The 17379-nt window shown below is 63.4% G+C and carries 17 protein-coding genes and 1 pseudogene; 1 reads left to right on the top strand and 17 read right to left on the bottom strand.

Going from position 1 to position 17379, the window contains the following annotated elements; translation table 11 throughout:
- Positions 1–232 (top strand): hypothetical protein (locus P1T08_16135; protein ID MDF1597608.1); only part of this gene is annotated, 232 nt, incomplete at its 5' end.
- Here P1T08_16135 and P1T08_16130 read toward each other — a convergent pair.
- The 17 genes and pseudogenes from P1T08_16130 to aroC all read right to left on the bottom strand — a co-directional run bounded on the left by P1T08_16130 (position 229) and on the right by aroC (position 17205).
- Positions 229–1995, bottom strand: a complete 1767-nt coding sequence (locus P1T08_16130; GenBank protein MDF1597607.1) for a hypothetical protein — start codon at positions 1993–1995, stop codon at positions 229–231. The two genes, P1T08_16135 and P1T08_16130, sit on opposite strands and share 4 nt — an antisense overlap.
- Entirely contained in the window at positions 1992–3167 is a 1176-nt protein-coding gene (gene metK / locus P1T08_16125) for a methionine adenosyltransferase (GenBank protein MDF1597606.1), read from the bottom strand. Before metK ends, P1T08_16130 begins: the two co-directional genes overlap by 4 nt.
- Positions 3168–3184: 17 nt before the next feature.
- Positions 3185–4363: a bifunctional phosphopantothenoylcysteine decarboxylase/phosphopantothenate--cysteine ligase CoaBC gene (coaBC, locus tag P1T08_16120; protein MDF1597605.1), complete on the bottom strand. Its 1179-nt coding sequence runs from the start codon at positions 4361–4363 to the stop codon at positions 3185–3187.
- A 4-nt stretch (positions 4364–4367) separates the two neighbouring features.
- The gene (rpoZ, locus tag P1T08_16115) at positions 4368–4607 is read right to left on the bottom strand and encodes a DNA-directed RNA polymerase subunit omega (protein ID MDF1597604.1); all 240 of its coding nucleotides are present in this window, start codon (positions 4605–4607) and stop codon (positions 4368–4370) included.
- 8 nt (positions 4608–4615) lie between these two features.
- Positions 4616–5161: pseudogene (gene gmk / locus P1T08_16110) on the bottom strand (guanylate kinase).
- A gap of 10 nt (positions 5162–5171) precedes the next feature.
- A complete protein-coding gene (gene mihF / locus P1T08_16105) occupies positions 5172–5483 on the bottom strand; it encodes an integration host factor, actinobacterial type (protein MDF1597603.1) in 312 nt (103 codons plus the stop codon).
- A 95-nt stretch (positions 5484–5578) separates the two neighbouring features.
- The gene (gene pyrF / locus P1T08_16100; GenBank protein ID MDF1597602.1) at positions 5579–6292 is read right to left on the bottom strand and encodes an orotidine-5'-phosphate decarboxylase; all 714 of its coding nucleotides are present in this window, start codon (positions 6290–6292) and stop codon (positions 5579–5581) included.
- Positions 6286–7206: a dihydroorotate dehydrogenase gene (locus P1T08_16095; protein MDF1597601.1), complete on the bottom strand. Its 921-nt coding sequence runs from the start codon at positions 7204–7206 to the stop codon at positions 6286–6288. The genes pyrF and P1T08_16095 overlap by 7 nt, the downstream gene beginning before the upstream one ends.
- Positions 7194–10436 (bottom strand): carbamoyl-phosphate synthase large subunit, encoded by a 3243-nt coding sequence (carB, locus tag P1T08_16090; protein MDF1597600.1) that lies wholly within the window; start codon positions 10434–10436, stop codon positions 7194–7196. The genes P1T08_16095 and carB overlap by 13 nt, the downstream gene beginning before the upstream one ends.
- Positions 10436–11551: a glutamine-hydrolyzing carbamoyl-phosphate synthase small subunit gene (gene carA, locus P1T08_16085; protein ID MDF1597599.1), complete on the bottom strand. Its 1116-nt coding sequence runs from the start codon at positions 11549–11551 to the stop codon at positions 10436–10438. Before carA ends, carB begins: the two co-directional genes overlap by 1 nt.
- Entirely contained in the window at positions 11548–12801 is a 1254-nt protein-coding gene (locus tag P1T08_16080) for a dihydroorotase (GenBank protein MDF1597598.1), read from the bottom strand. The genes carA and P1T08_16080 overlap by 4 nt, the downstream gene beginning before the upstream one ends.
- The gene (gene pyrR, locus P1T08_16075; GenBank protein MDF1597597.1) at positions 12798–13319 is read right to left on the bottom strand and encodes a bifunctional pyr operon transcriptional regulator/uracil phosphoribosyltransferase PyrR; all 522 of its coding nucleotides are present in this window, start codon (positions 13317–13319) and stop codon (positions 12798–12800) included. The genes P1T08_16080 and pyrR overlap by 4 nt, the downstream gene beginning before the upstream one ends.
- Positions 13320–13458: 139 nt before the next feature.
- Positions 13459–13836: a transcription antitermination factor NusB gene (gene nusB, locus P1T08_16070; GenBank protein ID MDF1597596.1), complete on the bottom strand. Its 378-nt coding sequence runs from the start codon at positions 13834–13836 to the stop codon at positions 13459–13461.
- Positions 13833–14390, bottom strand: a complete 558-nt coding sequence (gene efp, locus P1T08_16065) for an elongation factor P (protein ID MDF1597595.1) — start codon at positions 14388–14390, stop codon at positions 13833–13835. The genes nusB and efp overlap by 4 nt, the downstream gene beginning before the upstream one ends.
- A gap of 141 nt (positions 14391–14531) precedes the next feature.
- Positions 14532–15560 (bottom strand): 3-dehydroquinate synthase, encoded by a 1029-nt coding sequence (locus tag P1T08_16060; protein ID MDF1597594.1) that lies wholly within the window; start codon positions 15558–15560, stop codon positions 14532–14534.
- The gene (locus P1T08_16055; GenBank protein ID MDF1597593.1) at positions 15545–16054 is read right to left on the bottom strand and encodes a shikimate kinase; all 510 of its coding nucleotides are present in this window, start codon (positions 16052–16054) and stop codon (positions 15545–15547) included. The genes P1T08_16060 and P1T08_16055 overlap by 16 nt, the downstream gene beginning before the upstream one ends.
- Complete coding sequence (gene aroC, locus P1T08_16050; protein ID MDF1597592.1) at positions 16054–17205, bottom strand: chorismate synthase; 1152 nt, start codon at positions 17203–17205, stop codon at positions 16054–16056. The genes P1T08_16055 and aroC overlap by 1 nt, the downstream gene beginning before the upstream one ends.
- Positions 17206–17379 lie beyond the last annotated feature (174 nt).

The following is a 17379-nucleotide window of genomic DNA, read 5'->3' as shown; positions in this document are numbered from 1 at the left end:
GCCCAATTACCAAACCGCTCCCGTGGCAGGTCGCCTGCCGGCTCACACCGGCAGGTTCGAGTTCCTCCGGAACTCGGCCCGAGGCATACCAGCCAACACCAGCAGATTCCAATTCCACCGAAACTCGGGCCGAGGCATACCAGCCAACGCCGGCGAATTCGAGTTCCTCCGAAACTCGCCACCCACCACCCTCTACACCGCCTATCGCCTACTGCCTTCTGCCTACTCCTAGAGATCAACCGGATCAACATCGATCCGCAGACCGGCCCCGGCATCGCGCCATTCACCGGCCAGGTTCCGGAGTTCGGCACGTGTCCGGGTCAGATCACTACCTTGTATGAGCCACCGCAATCCCCCATCGATTGGAGCAGGGCCGAGCACGGTGATACCCGGGAGGCGACCCCGTAGCTTCACATCGGCTTCCTCCGGGCAGGTCCGGCATTCGAGGACGATGAGATCGCCTGCCGGCGGAAACCCGAAGGCGGCCCGCTGTTCGACTTCTGCGGCGAGAAACGTACCCACATCACCTCTGGTAAGGGCTTCCAGCACTGGGTGCTGAGGATTCGACGTCTGGACGATGGTCCGGAGTCCTCTACCCGACCCGACCAGCGCGGCTACTCTCGCCAGCGACCGCAAGGCGTCCTCGCTTGCCCGATAATCGGTGCCCAAGATCAATCCGTCGGCATCCACGACCACCGCCAACGAACAGCGGCCTACCGCAGGAATATCTCGCACCGACCCCACTGTGACCAGGCGACCCTCACCGGCTACACCCACCTTTTCGGCATCAACGAACCGCCGCACGAGTTCAACCACCCGTTCGACACCCGCCCCGAGCGGTTCGAAATGGTCGCCGCCACATGAGGCACAAGGCCCGTGTAGGGCACCACAGCGCCGGCACTCCAAATCTCTACCCGCTCTGGCCCCACACGTAGTGCACACCCTCAAGGCTCGACAGCGAACGCAGCGAAAGACGGGGGCGTAGCCCCGTCGATGAGTGAAGACGAAGACGTGTTCGCCGCGATTCACGGTGGACGCGATCGCCGTCTTGGCTCTTTGGGAGAGTGGGCTCGTCCCCGGCGGATCTTCACTCCGATCGGCGAATTCGACAAGCGACCAGGGTCGGCGGGGAGCTGCGGCCACTATCTCAATTCCCGCGGCGATCGTCTCGGTGGACGGAACCAATCCGGTCAGAACGAGAGCAAATCGTTCGACGCCGCTGCGCGCCCGGAGCACCTCGCGGACGTGGATCGTTGGTGTTTGCCGATCCTTCATCGCACGCCGCGCCTCGCCGACGATGATCGCCGCTCCGAGTTGTGCAACCGGCCAGAGAGATACCCTGGGCGTTCCCACAACGATGTAGCCGCCGTGCGACGCAGCCTTGCTCCAGGCTGTTGTCACCTCGCGATCGGTGGTTTCGGGCGTGGCTGCGAGGACGACGTCTCCGAAGTCCCGGTTCAGTCGATCGAGAATCTGCTCCGCTTCCAAGGCAGTGGGAGCCACGATCAACACCGACGAACCGCCTGCTACGACCGGTGCGACGAGGTCGGCCAGGTCGTCCGGGTCTGCCGCCTGAAGGTAGGCGTTGCGGGTGCTTCCTGCCGCGATCCGAAACCCAAGGCCGGCGGCCGCTGTTCCGGAGTTGACCGGCGTCACCACCGTGCGAGGCGTGCGTTTCGGGCTACGCGGAAGATTCGGCGGCGCAGCCCTGCGCAGCAACGTTGAGAGCGGGGCTACATAGTGATTTGATGCCCAGCGGAGGGTCTGCAACAACCGATCATTGAAGACCGGACGATCTCCCGATCGGGCGCGAATCGGTTTGAGGCCCTCCTCCGGGCCGCGTTCGAAACCCACGACGAAGCCGCGCACCTTCCGACCACCCAACGAGATGCGAACCATGGTCCCGAGTTCGACGGTGAGATCGGGAGGAATCGCGTAACGAAATCCACCATCAACTGCGAAACTCGGAATGTCCGGGACGACCCGGGCGATCATCCCGCCGCAGCTTGAAGGGCGGCCACCGCGTCCGTGTGCTCCCAGCTGAACTGGGGTCGACCGAAGTGCCCGTACGTGGCCGTTGGCTCGTAGATCGGCTTGCGAAGCCCCAGGTGGTCGATGATCGCGGCGGGCCGGAAGTCGAATGTCGCTGCCACGATCCGTTCGAGTTCGTGGTTCGGAACCCGGCCGGTGCCGAAGGTATCAACCAGAATCGAGAAGGGCTGTGCGGTGCCGATCGCATATGCGATCTGTAGTTCGACCCTTTCTGCCAGCCCGGCGGCCACGATGTTTTTGGCTGCGTAGCGGGTGGCGTACGAAGCGGATCTATCGACTTTGGTGGGGTCCTTCCCGCTGAAGGCTCCTCCTCCGTGTCTGGCAGATCCGCCGTAGGTGTCGACGACGATCTTCCGTCCGGTCACTCCTGTGTCGGCCGCAGGGCCGCCCAGCTCAAACCTTCCAGAAGGATTCACCACCAGATCTGTGGAGTCGTCGACGAGGTCGGCAGGGATAACGGCGCCAACGACGTACTTCGCCAGGTCGGATTCCATCGTTTCGATCGAAACGTCGGGGGCGTGCTGAGTCGAGATCAGCACCCGGGAAACCCGGATCGGCCGGTTCGCGAGGTATTCGACGCTGACTTGCGTCTTGCCGTCCGGGCGCAGATAACCGAGCGTTCCATCCCGCCGCACCTCTGCCAGTTGCTCGGCCAGGCGGTGCGCCAGCTGAATGGGCATGGGCATCAACTCCGGCGTTTCGTCGGCGGCGAATCCGAACATGATCCCCTGATCACCGGCGCCGAGTTGATCGTACAGATCGTGGGACCCTCCCCGCTCCTCTGTGGCGTGATCGACTCCCCCGGCGATGTCGGCGCTCTGCTGTTGAACTTCGATTTGCACACGACACGTCTCGGCGGAAAACCCAAGCCGATCGTCGGTATACCCGACGTCGGTAATGACCCTGCGGACGATGCCTTCGAGATCAGGGGCATACACTGAGGTGATCTCGCCGGCGACTACCACGAGCCCACCGGTGACCAAAACTTCACACGCCACCCGCCCCACCGGGTCGTGTTCGAGCACCGCATCCAGCACCGCATCGGCGATTCGGTCCGCAACCTTGTCGGGATGGCCTTCTGTCACGGATTCAGAAGTGAAATAGGAGGGTCGCACGGCCAGCAGTATACGGGTCAGGCCCGACGGATCTGAAGTACCAGATCCCACAGGCGATCGGCTACCTGGCGCTTGCCGAGAAGAGGCCACTCATCGGTTGAACCATCTGGACGCATGATGGTGACTCGATTGGTGTCGGTGCCGAATCCGCTGCCCTCTTCAGAGACGTTGTTCGCAACCAGGAGGTCAACCCCCTTGTCGGTGACCTTGCGTCTAGCGCCTTCGAGCGAGCCGGTTTCTGCCGCAAAACCAACCACCAGCGGGCGCTTCGAGAGCTGCGTCACACCGGCCAGGATGTCGGGGGTTGGCTCGAGAATCAGTTCGGGGATCCCTTCGGCACGGCGAAGTTTGGAGTCGAGCTGTGCGACCGGCCGGAAATCTGCGACCGCGGCGGCCAGCACAGCCACATCTACGGTGGGAGCCAGTCTCCACACCTGATCCGCCATCTCCTCGGCAGTCTCCACCGGGAATGACTCGACGCCGGCCGGCAGGGGCAAGTGTGAAGACGTCACGAGCAGCACCTCCGCGCCACGTGCTACGGCAGATTCAGCTATTGCGTAACCCATCTTCCCTGATGATCGGTTGCCGACATACCGCACAGGGTCGATTGGTTCCCGCGTGCCACCTGCCGAGATGAGGACCCGCCAACCCGTGAGCGGGCCCGCGAAGGCCGCTTCAATGGCCTCCACGACCTCGTCCGGCTCGACCATTCGACCGGCGCCCTCATCCCCGCCGGCGAGCGAACCGACGGTAGGGCCTATCAGGCGATGGCCGTCCTGGATCAGCTGCGTGACATTCCGCTGCGTCGCAGGGTGCTCCCACATCTCCGTGTGCATCGCCGGCGCCAGCAACACGGGAGCGGCGGTCGCCAGCAGCGTTGCCGAAAGGAGATCGTCACTCAGACCGGCGGCCAGCTTCGCCAGCGAGGCGGCGGTGGCGGGGGCAACTACGATCAATTCCGCCCACCTGCCCAATTCCGTATGCGGGCTGACGCGGTCGGTTCCGAACAGGTCGATATTGACGGGTTTTCCTGCGACTGCTGCGAAGGTTTGCTCTCCGACAAATCGCAGGGCGCTCTCCGTCATGATGACTTCGAGGTCGGCGCCTCGTTCGACCAGGCGGCGGGCGAGATAGACGGCCTTAAAGGCGGCGATCCCGCCGGTCACGGCCAGAAGGATCCGGCGATCCTTCACCATGGCGCTACTCGGTGTCTTCGAGAATGGCTGCAGTGACCTTCTGCTCGGCAATCTCTTCGAAGGCGATGGTTAGCGGCTTGCGGCTCAACGAATGGACCTGCGGAGGCACGTAGTGGCCAATACCTCCGCCCAATTCATTGAAATATGCATTGATCTGGCGCGCCCGCCGTGCCGCGAGCACTACGAGACTGAAACGCCCGCCCGTCAATTCGAGCGCGGTTTCCATGGGGGGAGGGGTATTCATAGCTCCATTCAGTGCGAGGGAGACCTGATTATATGCACGATCTCGTCAACTACTCGATCCAGTTCATCGTTGACCACCATGTAGTCGAACTTTCCCTGTGCCATTTCCTCTTGCCAGCCGGCAACTTCCAGCCTGGTCTGAATGTCCACTTCATCGGTATCACCCCGGGACCGCAAGCGCCTTTCGAGTTCAGCGCGGGACGGAGGAGCGAGGAAGATGGTCGTCGCGTCGGGATAGCTGCGTTTGACCTGCATCGCTCCGAGGTTCTCGATATCGAGCAACACATGCTCGCCCGCCTCGAGCCTGGAGAGGACAGGGCCGCGCGGTGTCCCGTAGTGGCGTCCGGAGTACTCGGCCCATTCGAGGAGCCGACCCTCTTCCACGAGTTCGTCGAACTCGTCTTCTCCCACGAAAAAGTAGTCGACCCCGTTCCGCTCCCCTGGACGGGGCCGGCGGGTCGTGGCCGAGACGCTGAAGTGAAACGGAATACGCTCTCGAAGACGAGCGACGACGGTGCTCTTGCCCACCCCCGACGGGCCGGAGATGACGAGGAGGGTTCCGGTGCTAGCCGAAGAGCTCGAGGAGGGTCTCCCGCTGACGTGCTCCGAGTCCGCGGATGCGCCGGTTGGAGGCGATTCCATGCTGCTCCATGATGCGTTTGGCTTTGACCTTCCCGGTTCCCGGAAGTGATTCCAGCACCGAGCCAACTTTGATCCCCGCGATGAGATCATCTTCATTGGCGCGGTCGAGCAACTCCGGGAATGTGATTGTTCCCATCTTCAGCAGTTGTTTAACCTCGGCCCGGACCTTGCGCGCATGCGCCGCCTTCTCGAGCGCAGCCTTGCGCTGCTCTTGAGAGAGTTCCGGTGGTGCCATAACAGAGTCTCCTCTCGGGTCCGCTGGCACTCTACCAACGGAGCGCGAGCCGCGAGTCGCCGGTCGCGAGTCACGGCCTCATTACGACGTCAGGACTATCCATATGTTCGTACGTCGGCGGCTATTGCCTCAGCCGCGGCTCGCGGATCGTCGGCCCTGGTGATCGGACGACCGATCACCAGCAGATCGGCGCCCCGACGAATCGCCTCCTCCGGGGTTGCCACCCTCTGTTGATCGCCGGCATCCTCGCCTTTCGGTCGGATACCCGGAGTCACCTTGATCAGCGACGGCGCAACCTCGTTGACAACACCCAGTTCCTTCACAGAGCAGACAACTCCTTCAACACCGGCTTCGGCCGCCAACCTCGACAACCTCGAGGTCAGCTTCCCGGCCGTTACCGGCAAACCAGAGTGAGCCAGCATTGCATCGGTGAGGCTCGTGAGTACCGTGATGCCGAGAACGCCGACCGGTCGCCCACGGGCTCCTGCCTCGAGACCCTCGACGGCAGCCTCGAGCATTTCGGCTCCCCCGGCCGCATGCACCGTGATCCAGCGGGCTCCCGCCATGCCGAGTTGCCTGGCCGCCCGGCTCACGGTGTGCGGAATATCGTGAAGCTTGGCGTCTACGAATACAGGTTTGCCCAGTTGGTCGAGAACGCCGATCAGACCGGGTCCGGGCCCCATCAGCAGCTCGAGTCCAATCTTGAATCCTCCAACAGATCCTGCCACGGCCCTGGCCAACCGGACGGCCTCTTCGGCGTTCGGCACATCCAGGGCGACGATGATCGGTGGATCGGCCGCATTCACCATGGCCGAACCGCTCCGATGTAGTCACGAATCGATGTCAGCTCTTGTTCCTCCATCAGGGTTCGAACCTCCTCGAGGAGCTTGGCGGCGACACGCGGACGGTCGAAGTGGGCGGTACCGACGCAAACCGCGGAGGCGCCCGCCAGCAGAAATTCGAGGACATCCGCGCCGCCGGTCACACCCCCGCAGCCGATGATCGGCACCTCGGGCAGAGCCCTGCGCGTTTCGAGCACACATCGCAGTGCGATCGGCTTCAACGGCGGTCCCGAATAGCCGCCGATCAATCCGGAAAGCAACGGTCGCCGTGTTCTGATATCGATCCCGGCTCCCCAAACGGTGTTGGTGAGTACGAGCCAATCAGCGCCGGCCGCCACCGCCGCCGCGCCAATCACACCAATATCCTCGGCGTTGGGAGACAGCTTGGCACCGATCGGGAGGCCCACCGCTTGCCGGACGGCGGCGACTACTGCACCGGTAGCTTCCGGATCGAGGGCAAACATCCCGTGCCCTTCGAGGTTCGGACATGAGAGGTTGATCTCAATGGCCTGCACGCCCGCGGTTTCGAGTCCGGCGGCGACCCGACCGAACTCGGCCGCCGTCTTCCCAACTGCCGAACCCCACACAGGGACGTCGAGGCCGGCGAGGTGTGGCCCTACCTGCTCAACCCAGGCCTCGATGCCGGGGTTTTGGATTCCGATACTGTTGAGCATGCCCAATCCCGAGGGCGCCAGGCGGGGGGCAGGGCGGCCCTCCCAGGGTTCCTCACTCACGGATTTCGCCACGGCGGCGCCGTACAGGGACAAATCAGCCACGCCCGCGAAGTCGACCACCGAGCCGACGGTTCCGGCTGCACCGATTAGCGGCGTTCGCAGTTCGACGGGGCCGAGGGTTGTGCTGAAGTCGATCACCGGTGCCACTCTTGCAGGCTATTCACTTCCAGTCGCGACTGCTCTCCCGCTTGGAGGCTGCGTGCAACTGCCAGTGCGCCCTGGACCGTAGTGACGCAGGGGATGCTTCTCCGGTGGGCCGCCCGGCGGATCAGCCGTCCATCGTTGCGCGCCCGGCCGCCGCGCGGGGTGTTGACGACGAGATCGACGTCGCCTGCTTCTATACGCTCCACCGTGTCCCGCAGGCCTTCCCCCACCTTGTTTACAGCTTCGGCGGCGAGCCCGAAGTGTGCGAGATAGCGGGCGGTTCCCGGTGAAGCGAGAATCCGGAAGCCGAGCATGGCGAATGCCTGAGCGGCAGCCAGACCGGTTGCCTTGTCGCGGTCGGCCAGCGAGAAGAAGACGGTTCCGTCGGGCGGCAGTTGATGACCGGCGGCGAGCAGCGCTCTGGCGTAAGCGACCCCAACGTCGATGCCGATCCCCATGACCTCCCCCGTTGCCCGCATCTCCGGACCGAGCACGACGTCCTCACCAGGGAACCGATCCCAGGGAAGAACAGCCTCCTTCACCGCAACGAACCTCCGGTCGGTCGGGGTCGGCAACACCCCTTCGACCCGAAGGCCATCGAGTGTGGATCCCAGCATGACCCGTGCAGCGACCTTGGCCAGGGGGACGCCGCTCGCTTTCGACACAAATGGAATCGTCCTGCTCGCCCGTGGGTTCGCTTCGAGCAAGAAAACGTCCTCGCCTTTCACTGCGAACTGCAGGTTGATCAGGCCCCGCACGCCCAGCGCCTCAGCCAGCGAGGTCGTGACCTCGATGATGGACTTCAACGTCTCTTCCGGCAAGGTAGGGGCCGGGATGACACAGGAGGAATCGCCGGAGTGAACGCCTGCCTCTTCCACGTGCTCCATTATCCCTCCTATCAGAAGCTCATTTCCGTCGAAAACGGCATCCACGTCGACCTCCACCGCCGATTCGAGGAAGCGATCGATGAGCAAAGGTGAATTGGCGAGATCGAGGCCGACTCCCCCACCGTCGCCGTAGAGCTCTCGCAGATAGGCAGACAGATCTTCGTAGCTCCACACGACTCTCATCGCTCGCCCCCCGAGGACAAACGATGGGCGTACCAGTACCGGCAACCCGATCCGGTCGACGACCTCCTCGGCATCCAACGGGGAGGTGGCGATCCCGTGTGGTGGCTGCTTGATACCGAGTTCCGCGCACAGCGCCGAGAACCGGCGACGGTCTTCGGCGACCTCGATGGCGGCGGGCGGCGTACCGGCGATAGGCACTCCGGCTGCCGCCAGATCCCCGGCGAGATTGAGCGGTGTCTGTCCGCCCAGTTGCACGATGACCGCCTCCGGTTGCTCGCGCTCAACCACGGTGAGAACGTCCTCGACGGTCAAGGGCTCGAAGTAGAGGCGATCCGAGGTGTCGTAATCGGTTGAGACGGTTTCAGGATTGCAGTTGATCATGACCGTCTCGTAGCCGGCCGCCTGCAATGCGTACGAAGCGTGTACGCAGCAGTAGTCGAACTCGATGCCCTGCCCGATTCGATTCGGACCAGATCCGAGCACGATGACCGTGCGGCTCCCGGCCGGAGGCGCCTCATCATCTTCCTCGTATGTCGAGTACAGGTATGGCGTCGAAGCTTCGAACTCCGCTGCGCATGTATCCACCGTCTTGAAGGTGGTCCTCACCGACCACCGGCCCCTGAGTCGGCGGATCTTCTGCTCGGGCAAAGCCCAGAGATAGGCGAGTTGGGCGTCCGAAAAGCCGAAGCGCTTCGCCGTCCGCAGCGCGATCGGAGTCGGTCGCGACTCCTCGAGTTCGGTACGGATCTCGACGATCTCGAGCATCTGATCGATGAACCACGGGTCGATTCCTGTGGCGACGGCGAGTCCCCCAACGGATACGCCTCTTCGGAGCAGCTCTGCAATTTCGAAGATACGGTCTGGAGTGGGTCGCCGAACTCTCTCCTCGAGCTCTTTCTGGCTCGCGTCGACGAGCGGGCGTTCTCCCGCATCTGCATTTAGGCCTTTGCGGCCGGTCTCGAGACTCCTCAGCGCTTTCTGCAGCGCCTCGGGGAAGGTTCGACCAATCGCCATGGCTTCTCCGACACTCTGCATCGAGGTTCCCAACCGGGGTTCGACGGACGGGAACTTCTCGAAGTCGAAGCGGGGGACCTTGACGACGACGTAGTCGAGTGCAGGCTCGAACGATGCAGGCGTCGAGCCTGTGATGTCGTTGGTTATCTCATCGAGGCTGTAGCCAACGGCGAGTAAGGCGGCGATCTTGGCAATCGGGAACCCGGTCGCCTTCGATGCGAGTGCGGACGATCTCGACACCCGTGGATTCATTTCGATCACGAGCCTCCGTCCCGTTGCCGGATCAACGGCGAACTGGACGTTGGATCCCCCGGTCTCGACGCCAACCGCCCTCAGGCAGGTGATGGCCTCGTCGCGCATGTCCTGATACTCACGATCCGAGAGGGTCTGAATCGGCGCAACTGTGATGGAATCGCCCGTGTGTACGCCCATGGGGTCCAGGTTCTCAATCGAGCAGACGATTACTGCATTGTCGTGCCGGTCGCGCATGACTTCGAGTTCAAACTCCTTCCAACCAGACACGGACTCTTCGACAAGAATCTCACCCGTTGGTGACGCCGCGAATCCTTTTCCGGCGAGATCTATGAATGATTCCTCGTCCTCGGCAATCCCGGTACCTCCGCCTCCGAGAATGAACGAGGGGCGGATCATCGCCGGATACCCGATCCGGGTGACGGCGACCATGGCCTCATCCATCGACCGGACGTACACCGCGTTCGGAGTTTGCAGGCCTGCCGCCTCCATGAGTTCTTTGAACCGCCCCCGATCTTCAGCGGCTTCGATGGCCTCGAGGCCGGCGCCAATCAGCTCAAGGTCGTATCGATCGAGCACGCCCAGGCGTGCGAGCTCGGCGGTGACGTTGAGGGCCGTCTGGCCGCCCAGGGTGGGCAACAGAGCGTCCGGCCGTTCCTTTCGAATGATTGCCTCGATCACGGCCGGAGTGATCGGCTCGAGGTAGGTCGCATTTGCCACCTCAGGGTCGGTCATGATCGTGGCCGGATTTGAGTTGACCAGGATGATCCGGAAGCCCTCGCGCCGCAGGGCCTTGGCAGCCTGAGTGCCGGAGTAGTCGAACTCGGCGCCCTGCCCGATGATGATCGGACCGGAACCGATGAGCAGGATCGAATGGAGATCGGAACGGCGGGGCATCAGGAGCCTAATGCCCTTATGAACTCGCCGAACAAGGGGTCGGCGTCGTGTGGTCCTGGTGCGGCCTCGGGATGAAACTGGACTCCAAACGCTCCGGCCTCTCCGGCGCGCAGGCCCTCGAGTGTGCGGTCGTTGAGGTTCACGTAGGTGGGCTCAACGGGACCGTACGGTGACTCCACGGCTCCCCGTTCGTCCGGCGTCCCGAGGCCGGCCAGGTCCACCGAGAACCCATGATTGTGGGCGGTGATCGACACGCGACCGTCGCTGATCCTGCGCACCGGGTGATTGCCACCATGGTGGCCGAACGGCAGCTTGACCGTGGCGGCGCCCAGGGCCAGTCCGAGGACCTGGTGGCCGAGACAGATCCCGAACACAGGCATGGTGCCGAGCGTCGCCCGCACCGCTGCGATCGGACCGGCGAGCGGTTCCGGGTCACCCGGTCCGTTCGACAAGAACAGAGCGTCGGGGTGGAGTGCTGCAATGTCGGCCGCACTGGTTCCGGCAGGCACGACCGTGACGTCGAGGCCGTGACCGGCCAGACGCGCGCAGATGTCCCGTTTGATTCCCAGGTCGAGCGCAACGATCCGGCCGCGCCGCGGACCGACTGCCGGTACCTCGTAGGGCCGGGACGTGGTGACATCTTTCACCAGGTCGCGGCCTTCCAATCGAGGTGCCTCGACGGCCGCCGACCGAACCGCCGCCCGGTCGACTCCGCCACCAATGGCGGCGGGCATCGAACCGAAGCTCCGCACATGGCGAGTCAATCGACGGGTATCGACACCGGCCACCGCGATCACCCCGTGCAGTTGGAGGTAGTCGGCGAGCGAGCCCTCTGCACGCCAGTTCGAATGGGTTCGAGCCAGCGACCGCACGACCAGTCCTGCGCCGAAAGGCCGGTCGGCCTGGGAGTCCAGGCCGGTCGTACCGTAATTGCCGATGTGCGGAGATGTCATGAGGACGATCTGCCCCGCATAGGAGGGATCGGTGAGGATCTCCTGATATCCGGTCATCGAGGTGTTGAATACCAGTTCGCCGCTGGAGATCCCTTCGACGCCGATGCTGTGCCCCTCGAAGACGGTTCCGTCTGCTGTGATGACGTATCCCGGCGTCTTCACCTGCCCACCTCGTTCGTCAAGAGACCTTTGTAGATCGTGACGACGGGCCGTCCTCTCAGCGGAGTGCCCAGCCAGGGCGAGTTCTGTGATCTCGATTCGAAGTGTTCAGGAGTCCAGATCCGGTCTGGATCGAACACCACCACATTCGCCGGGCCACCCGTTTCCAGCCATTGTCCATGGTCGACGAATTCGGCCAGGTGGGCCGGGGCAACGGCCATTCGTTGAAAGAACGCAACCGGATCATCTTCGAGGATGGACCAGGCAATTGACGCTGAGGTCTCGAGTCCGATGATCCCCCTCGGAGCATCCTCGAGCGCCACTTCCTTTTCCTTGCTCGTGTGTGGTGCATGGTCCGTGGCGATTACTTCAATCGTCCCATCACGAACGGCGCCGGCTACCGCGGCAACATCGTCTGCGGTCCGCAGCGGTGGATACATCTTCATGACCGGGTTGCGATCGAGAAGGCGGCGATGATCGAGCGAGAAGTGGTGGGGTGCAGCCTCGGCCGTGACCGGGACACCGTCGGATCGCGCCGCTCGTACCAGCGAAACGGTACCGGCCGTCGAAACATGCTGGACGTGGTAGCGGACCCCCGTTCTGGCCGCGAGTACCAGATCACGAGCGACCACTCGCTCCTCCGCCTCCGCCGGGAGCCCGCCGATGCCGAGGGCGGCCGACACGATACCCTCATGGATGTGCCCACCTGCCGTCAGCGCGGCCTCCTCGGCGTGCTGGGCCGCGACGCCGCCGAGCCTGCCGATACGGACCATCGCCTCCTCCAGCACCTCGGGTCGGGCCACGCTGTCGCCATCGTCGCTGAAGATCCGCACGCCCGCCTCCCAGAGTTCTTCGATCGGGCCGACCTCATCACCTCTTCGGCCGGCGGTCAGCGCCGCCGCCGGCCGCACCTCGACGAGTCCAACCTCGTCCCCTCGGCGAACCATTGATTCGACCAGATGTCCACGGTCGGTAGCAGGATCGGTGTTGGCCATCGGGACCACACCGGTGAAGCCTCCGGCCGCGGCAGCCCGCGAACCGGTCTCGATGTCTTCCTTCCAGGTTTGACCCGGCTCCCGGAAGTGAACATGAATATCAACGAAGCCCGGCCCGATCAAACACCCTGAACAATCCAGGACCTTGCCGCCCGCAGAACCGGCACCGATGCCTGCTATCCGACCGTCCTCGATCATGATGTCGGCGCGACGAATCCCGCTGGGAGTCACGAGCATGCCACCACGAAGCCTGATCATGTCTCGACCTCCTCCAACAGCACCTGGTCGACACCGTCGACCTCGCAGACCTGCACGCTGACTCGCTGGTCCCGGGAGGTGGGAAGGTTCTTACCAACGTGGTCGGCTCGAACGGGTAGCTGGCGATGCCCGCGATCCACCAGCACCACCAACCGGACGGCGGCCGGGCGGCCACGCTCGATCAAGGCGTCTAGGGCGGCGCGGGCGGTGCGCCCGGTGTAAAGCACGTCGTCGACCAGAATCACGGTCTTCTCGGTGATGCCAAACGGGAGATCAGATTGGACGGCCTCCATGGGAGCCGGCCGATCGTCACGATGCCGGCTGATATCTAATCCTCCGACCGGCACCGGCATTCCGCCAATGTCGTTCAGGTTGCGGGCGAGCCGTTCGGCCAGTGGCACCCCGCGCGTCTGGATCCCGACCAGGGCGAGATCGGCGCCAACCGTCGCTTCGAGGATCTCATGAGCGAGGCGTCGCAGCGACCTCTCGATGTCGGCGGAGGTCATCACGGTGGTCATGACTGCGCTCACAAGAAAGCCGCCTCTCGGGCGGCATCGGTGGCAAGGATCGGCATGTTGGCTCCTTCTCGGCCTCACCGGACCGACTTAAAGGACGTTTCGGCGGCAGCGTAGCACCGATCCCGGCCGCGACCGGGGATCACTCCTCGGTTGAACGCTCTGCTCTCGCCAGATGACCGAGCACCCCGTTCACGAAAGCACCGCTTCGCTCTGTGGAGTAAGTCTTGGCCAGTCGAACTGCCTCAGACACGATCACCGCTTGGGGGACATCTCGTTCATATCGAAGTTCGTAGAGCCCGATACGTAACACGGTGCGATCGACGGGCGGCATCCGTTCGAGGCTCCAGTGTTCTGAAGCCTCTTCGATGGATCGATCGAGGGTGGCTTTGTGTTCGAGTACGCCCCGGATGATCCGGTTTGCCTTGGTGGACACGTTGTCGATGTCCACGTGATCAGCCTTTCGCTGTTCTGCCTCGTACAGGTGTTGAAGCGCTATGTCGCGCGGCTCGACGTTCACGCGCGAGTGAGGTAGGCGCCGCTGCGGGTATCGACCTTGATCACATCGCCCGAGTCGACAAAGAGGGGAACCTGTACGACCAGGCCCGTCTCGACCGTGACCGGTTTCGTGGCGCCCGATACGCGATCTCCCTTGACGGCCGGTTCGGATTCCGTGACCTTCAGTTCCACCGCGGCAGGGAGGTCGACACCGATGGGTGTTCCCTCGTACATCGCCAGCACAACGGTCATCCCCTCAACCATGAAGCGCTCATCGTCACCGATCAGATCCGTCGAGACGGCGAACTGGCCGTACGTTTCGAGGTCCATGAAGTGGAATCCCATGTCATCGCGGAAGAGGTACTGGTGATCTTTCCGCTCGATGATCGCTCTGTCGACGTCTTCACCAGCGCGAAACGTCCGGTCGAGGACGGCTCCGGTCTCGACGTTCTTGAGCTTCATACGAACAAACGCCTTACCCTTGCCGGGCTTGACATGCTGGTACTCGACGATATTGAATAGACCGTTGTCGAGCTGCAACGCCATTCCCGGCTTTACTTCGTTCGTGGAGATCATTGGCGGATACCTCGGAGCTTCGGCGGCAGCAGTGTAACCCGCAACCCCGGGTGGCCGGCCGACGGGGGTTCCCAATCGTGCGTTCTGAGTGGTGAGCCGGCACCCGGACATCACCCTCCAGGCATCTCCTCCTTCCGGCGGTCAGACCAGTCCGACCGCCGCCAGCCCCACTGAGATATCGTCATCGGTGACGTACACGAGTTTCGTCCGGCCGAAGTCCTCGAGGAGTGCCATCCGCAGCCCCTCTGCATCACGCTTCTTGTCGAGACCGATGAGACGGCGCACCTGGTCGAGATCCACACCGGGTGAGACGACTGGAAGGCCGAGCTGTTCCAGCAAGCCTCGCTGTCGAGCCGCGCCGCGGAACCCACATCGGATTTCGCTGACTGCACCCGCCGCCACCATCCCGATCGCCACGGCTTCGCCGTGCGAAATACCGGCCGCGACTTCGATTCCGTGTCCGATTGTGTGCCCGTAGTTGAGAATGCCTCTCCTCCCCTCTTCGCGGAAGTCGGCGGACACTACGTCGACCTTCACTCGCACTGCCCGGGTGATGACCTGGGTCAGGTCGGGTTGACCGCCGCTGCGGTCGAATAGGTCCACCAGGCCCGGGTCGGCGATGAACCCCGCCTTGATGGCTTCGGCGAAGCCTTCCCGAAGGAGATGCTCCGGCAGTTGCTCGATCCCGTTGACATCGATCACCACTCTGCTCGGATGGCGGAACAGGCCGATGAGGTTCTTACCTCTCAAGTTGAGGCCGGTCTTTCCTCCTACAGAGGCGTCTACGGCGCCCAGGAGCGTCGTCGATTGATAGACGGCTTCGACACCTCGCAACCACGTCCCGGCGATGAACCCGGCAAAATCAGTGATGGCTCCACCTCCGACCCCTACGATCGTGTCGTGCCGGCCGATGTTGAGTTCGGCGAGCCACTCGTACGTCGACGAGGCCACCTGCATGTCCTTGACGGCATCACCGTCCGGCATGACCTTCAGCGTCGCAGGCGTTCCACCGGATCGAATCGCCCGGATCGTGCGGTCGGCGACTTCGCCCGCTCCAGGCTGGGCAAGGACCGCCGCTTGCGTGCGTGACGTCCGCGGTGGCAGAAAGGGATCCGGCGTTCCGCGCCCGATCAGAATCTCAGATCTCTCGTTGATCAGAATCTGTTCCATCGGACGATTGCCTCCCCCGCAACCTGATCTGGGGTGAGATCATCGGTTTCTATTACCCCGTGGCAGGCACGATCGTACAGTCCGCTTCGAGCCGCCAGGACCTCTGTCAGGACGGTCAAACGATCTGCGGTGACCAGCAGCGGCCGGCCAGGTTCGTCACCGATCCGCCTCGCCAGTGTCGCCGGACGAGCAGCGAGATAGACAACGGTCCCGGTGGCACGAATCAGGTCGATATTCGCGTCACTGAGGACGATTCCACCGCCGGTCGCCACCACCGTGTCTCTCTCGCCGGCCAGGCGGTTCAACACCGCGGCCTCGGCTTCTCGAAACGATGCCTCTCCGTCGCCTTCGAACATCTCGGCAATCGACCTGCCCGCCTCCGAAACGACCCGGACGTCGGTGTCAACGAAACGACAACCGGTCAACTCGGCGATGCGCCGGCCGACCACCGTCTTGCCGGATCCCATCATGCCGATCAGCCACAGGTGCGCCATCAGAAGGCGTCGAGCCGGGCCCTGTACGCATCGACGGTCTGCCGGAAGTCATCCACCGTGTCACCACCAAAAGAGCGTTGCATCTCGGCGGCCAGAACGAATGCGACCATTTGCTCGGCCACAACGGCGGCAGCTGGGACCGCGCATATGTCGGAACGTTCTCGGAATGCGACGTCCGCTTCCTTGGTGGTGACATCAACGCTCGCCAAAGGGCGCATCAATGTGGCGATTGGCTTCATGGCGGCCCGAACGCGCAAAGGCTGTCCGGTCGACATCCCGCCTTCGGTGCCGCCGGCTCGATCGCGATTACGACGCCACGAGCCGTCTTCGTAGAAGATCTCGTCGTGCGCCGTCGAGCCACGCTCGCGCGCCGTGGCAAATCCGTCCCCCACCTCAACCGCCTTGATCGCTTGAATCGACATGAGCGCTTCGGCCAGCAGGGCGTCGATCTTTCGATCCCAATGCACATGGCTGCCGATCCCGGCCGGTAACCCGTATGCGATGACCTCAACTATGCCGCCGAGCGTGTCGCGATCGGCTTTGGCCGCCTCGATCTCGGCAATCATCGACTGCTCTGCGGTCGGATCGAACACCCGCACCGGTGAATCATCGATGGCCCGGCGATCGGCCGGGGTCGGAACTGATCCAGCGGATGTCTCCACCGAACCGATGGCGACCACGTGGCTCACGACCTCGACGTCGACCAGGGAGAGTAACTGCTTGCACAGGTATCCAACGATGGTCCGCGCCGCCGTTTCGCGAGCCGACGATCGCTCGAGAACATCCCTGGCGTCGTGGGTGTCGTATTTGAGCATCCCGGCGAGATCCGCATGGCCGGGGCGCGGCGTGGTCAGTGGCCGTTTGGGCTGTGCCGGTTCTGCCGACATCTCCTCGGCCCAGCGCGGCCACTCGGTGTTGCGTATCAGGACGGCCACGGGGCTACCCAGCGTGAAACCGTGACGGATCCCACCCAGCACCTCGAGTTCGTCCTTTTCGAGCTTCATTCGATTCCCGCGTCCGTAGCCCATGCGACGCCGCGCCAGTTCGACCGAGAGCTCCCCGGTGGAAAAGGGCAGGCCGGCCGGGAGTCCTTCGACGATGGCGACGAGGCCCGGACCGTGCGATTCACCGGCGGTGAGGAATCGAATCATGGCCAAGAAGGTACCAGGAAACCGGTACGAGGTAATAGGTTATAGGGGGGAAGGTCCAGGACATCGTTGGCGGTTTGTAGACCGTCTATGGGGTTCATGCCGCGTGTCATGATTTGTGGGACAGGTCATTGTTGGGACCTGATCTGAAGGAGAGTCATGTCGAAGCCTCCGTTG

Source organism: Acidimicrobiia bacterium (assembly GCA_029210695.1).
GTDB lineage: Bacteria > Actinomycetota > Acidimicrobiia > Spongiisociales > JAHEDJ01 > JAHEDJ01.
The sequence above is the reverse complement of the archived record's forward strand: the minus strand, read 5'-3'. Positions and strand labels throughout refer to the sequence as shown.

Coding starts and splice junctions, on each gene's coding strand:
- P1T08_16130 (MDF1597607.1), bottom strand. CDS start 1,995: ATGATCGCCCGGGTCGTCCCGGACATTCCGAGTTTCGCAGTTGATGGT.
- rpoZ (MDF1597604.1), bottom strand. CDS start 4,607: ATGAATACCCCTCCCCCCATGGAAACCGCGCTCGAATTGACGGGCGGG.
- coaBC (MDF1597605.1), bottom strand. CDS start 4,363: ATGGTGAAGGATCGCCGGATCCTTCTGGCCGTGACCGGCGGGATCGCC.
- pyrF (MDF1597602.1), bottom strand. CDS start 6,292: ATGGTGAATGCGGCCGATCCACCGATCATCGTCGCCCTGGATGTGCCG.
- carB (MDF1597600.1), bottom strand. CDS start 10,436: ATGCCCCGCCGTTCCGATCTCCATTCGATCCTGCTCATCGGTTCCGGT.
- efp (MDF1597595.1), bottom strand. CDS start 14,390: ATGATCTCCACGAACGAAGTAAAGCCGGGAATGGCGTTGCAGCTCGAC.
- aroC (MDF1597592.1), bottom strand. CDS start 17,205: ATGATTCGATTCCTCACCGCCGGTGAATCGCACGGTCCGGGCCTCGTC.
- mihF (MDF1597603.1), bottom strand. CDS start 5,483: ATGGCACCACCGGAACTCTCTCAAGAGCAGCGCAAGGCTGCGCTCGAG.
- P1T08_16055 (MDF1597593.1), bottom strand. CDS start 16,054: ATGGCGCACCTGTGGCTGATCGGCATGATGGGATCCGGCAAGACGGTG.
- P1T08_16060 (MDF1597594.1), bottom strand. CDS start 15,560: ATGGAACAGATTCTGATCAACGAGAGATCTGAGATTCTGATCGGGCGC.
- P1T08_16080 (MDF1597598.1), bottom strand. CDS start 12,801: ATGATCAGGCTTCGTGGTGGCATGCTCGTGACTCCCAGCGGGATTCGT.
- pyrR (MDF1597597.1), bottom strand. CDS start 13,319: ATGACCACCGTGATGACCTCCGCCGACATCGAGAGGTCGCTGCGACGC.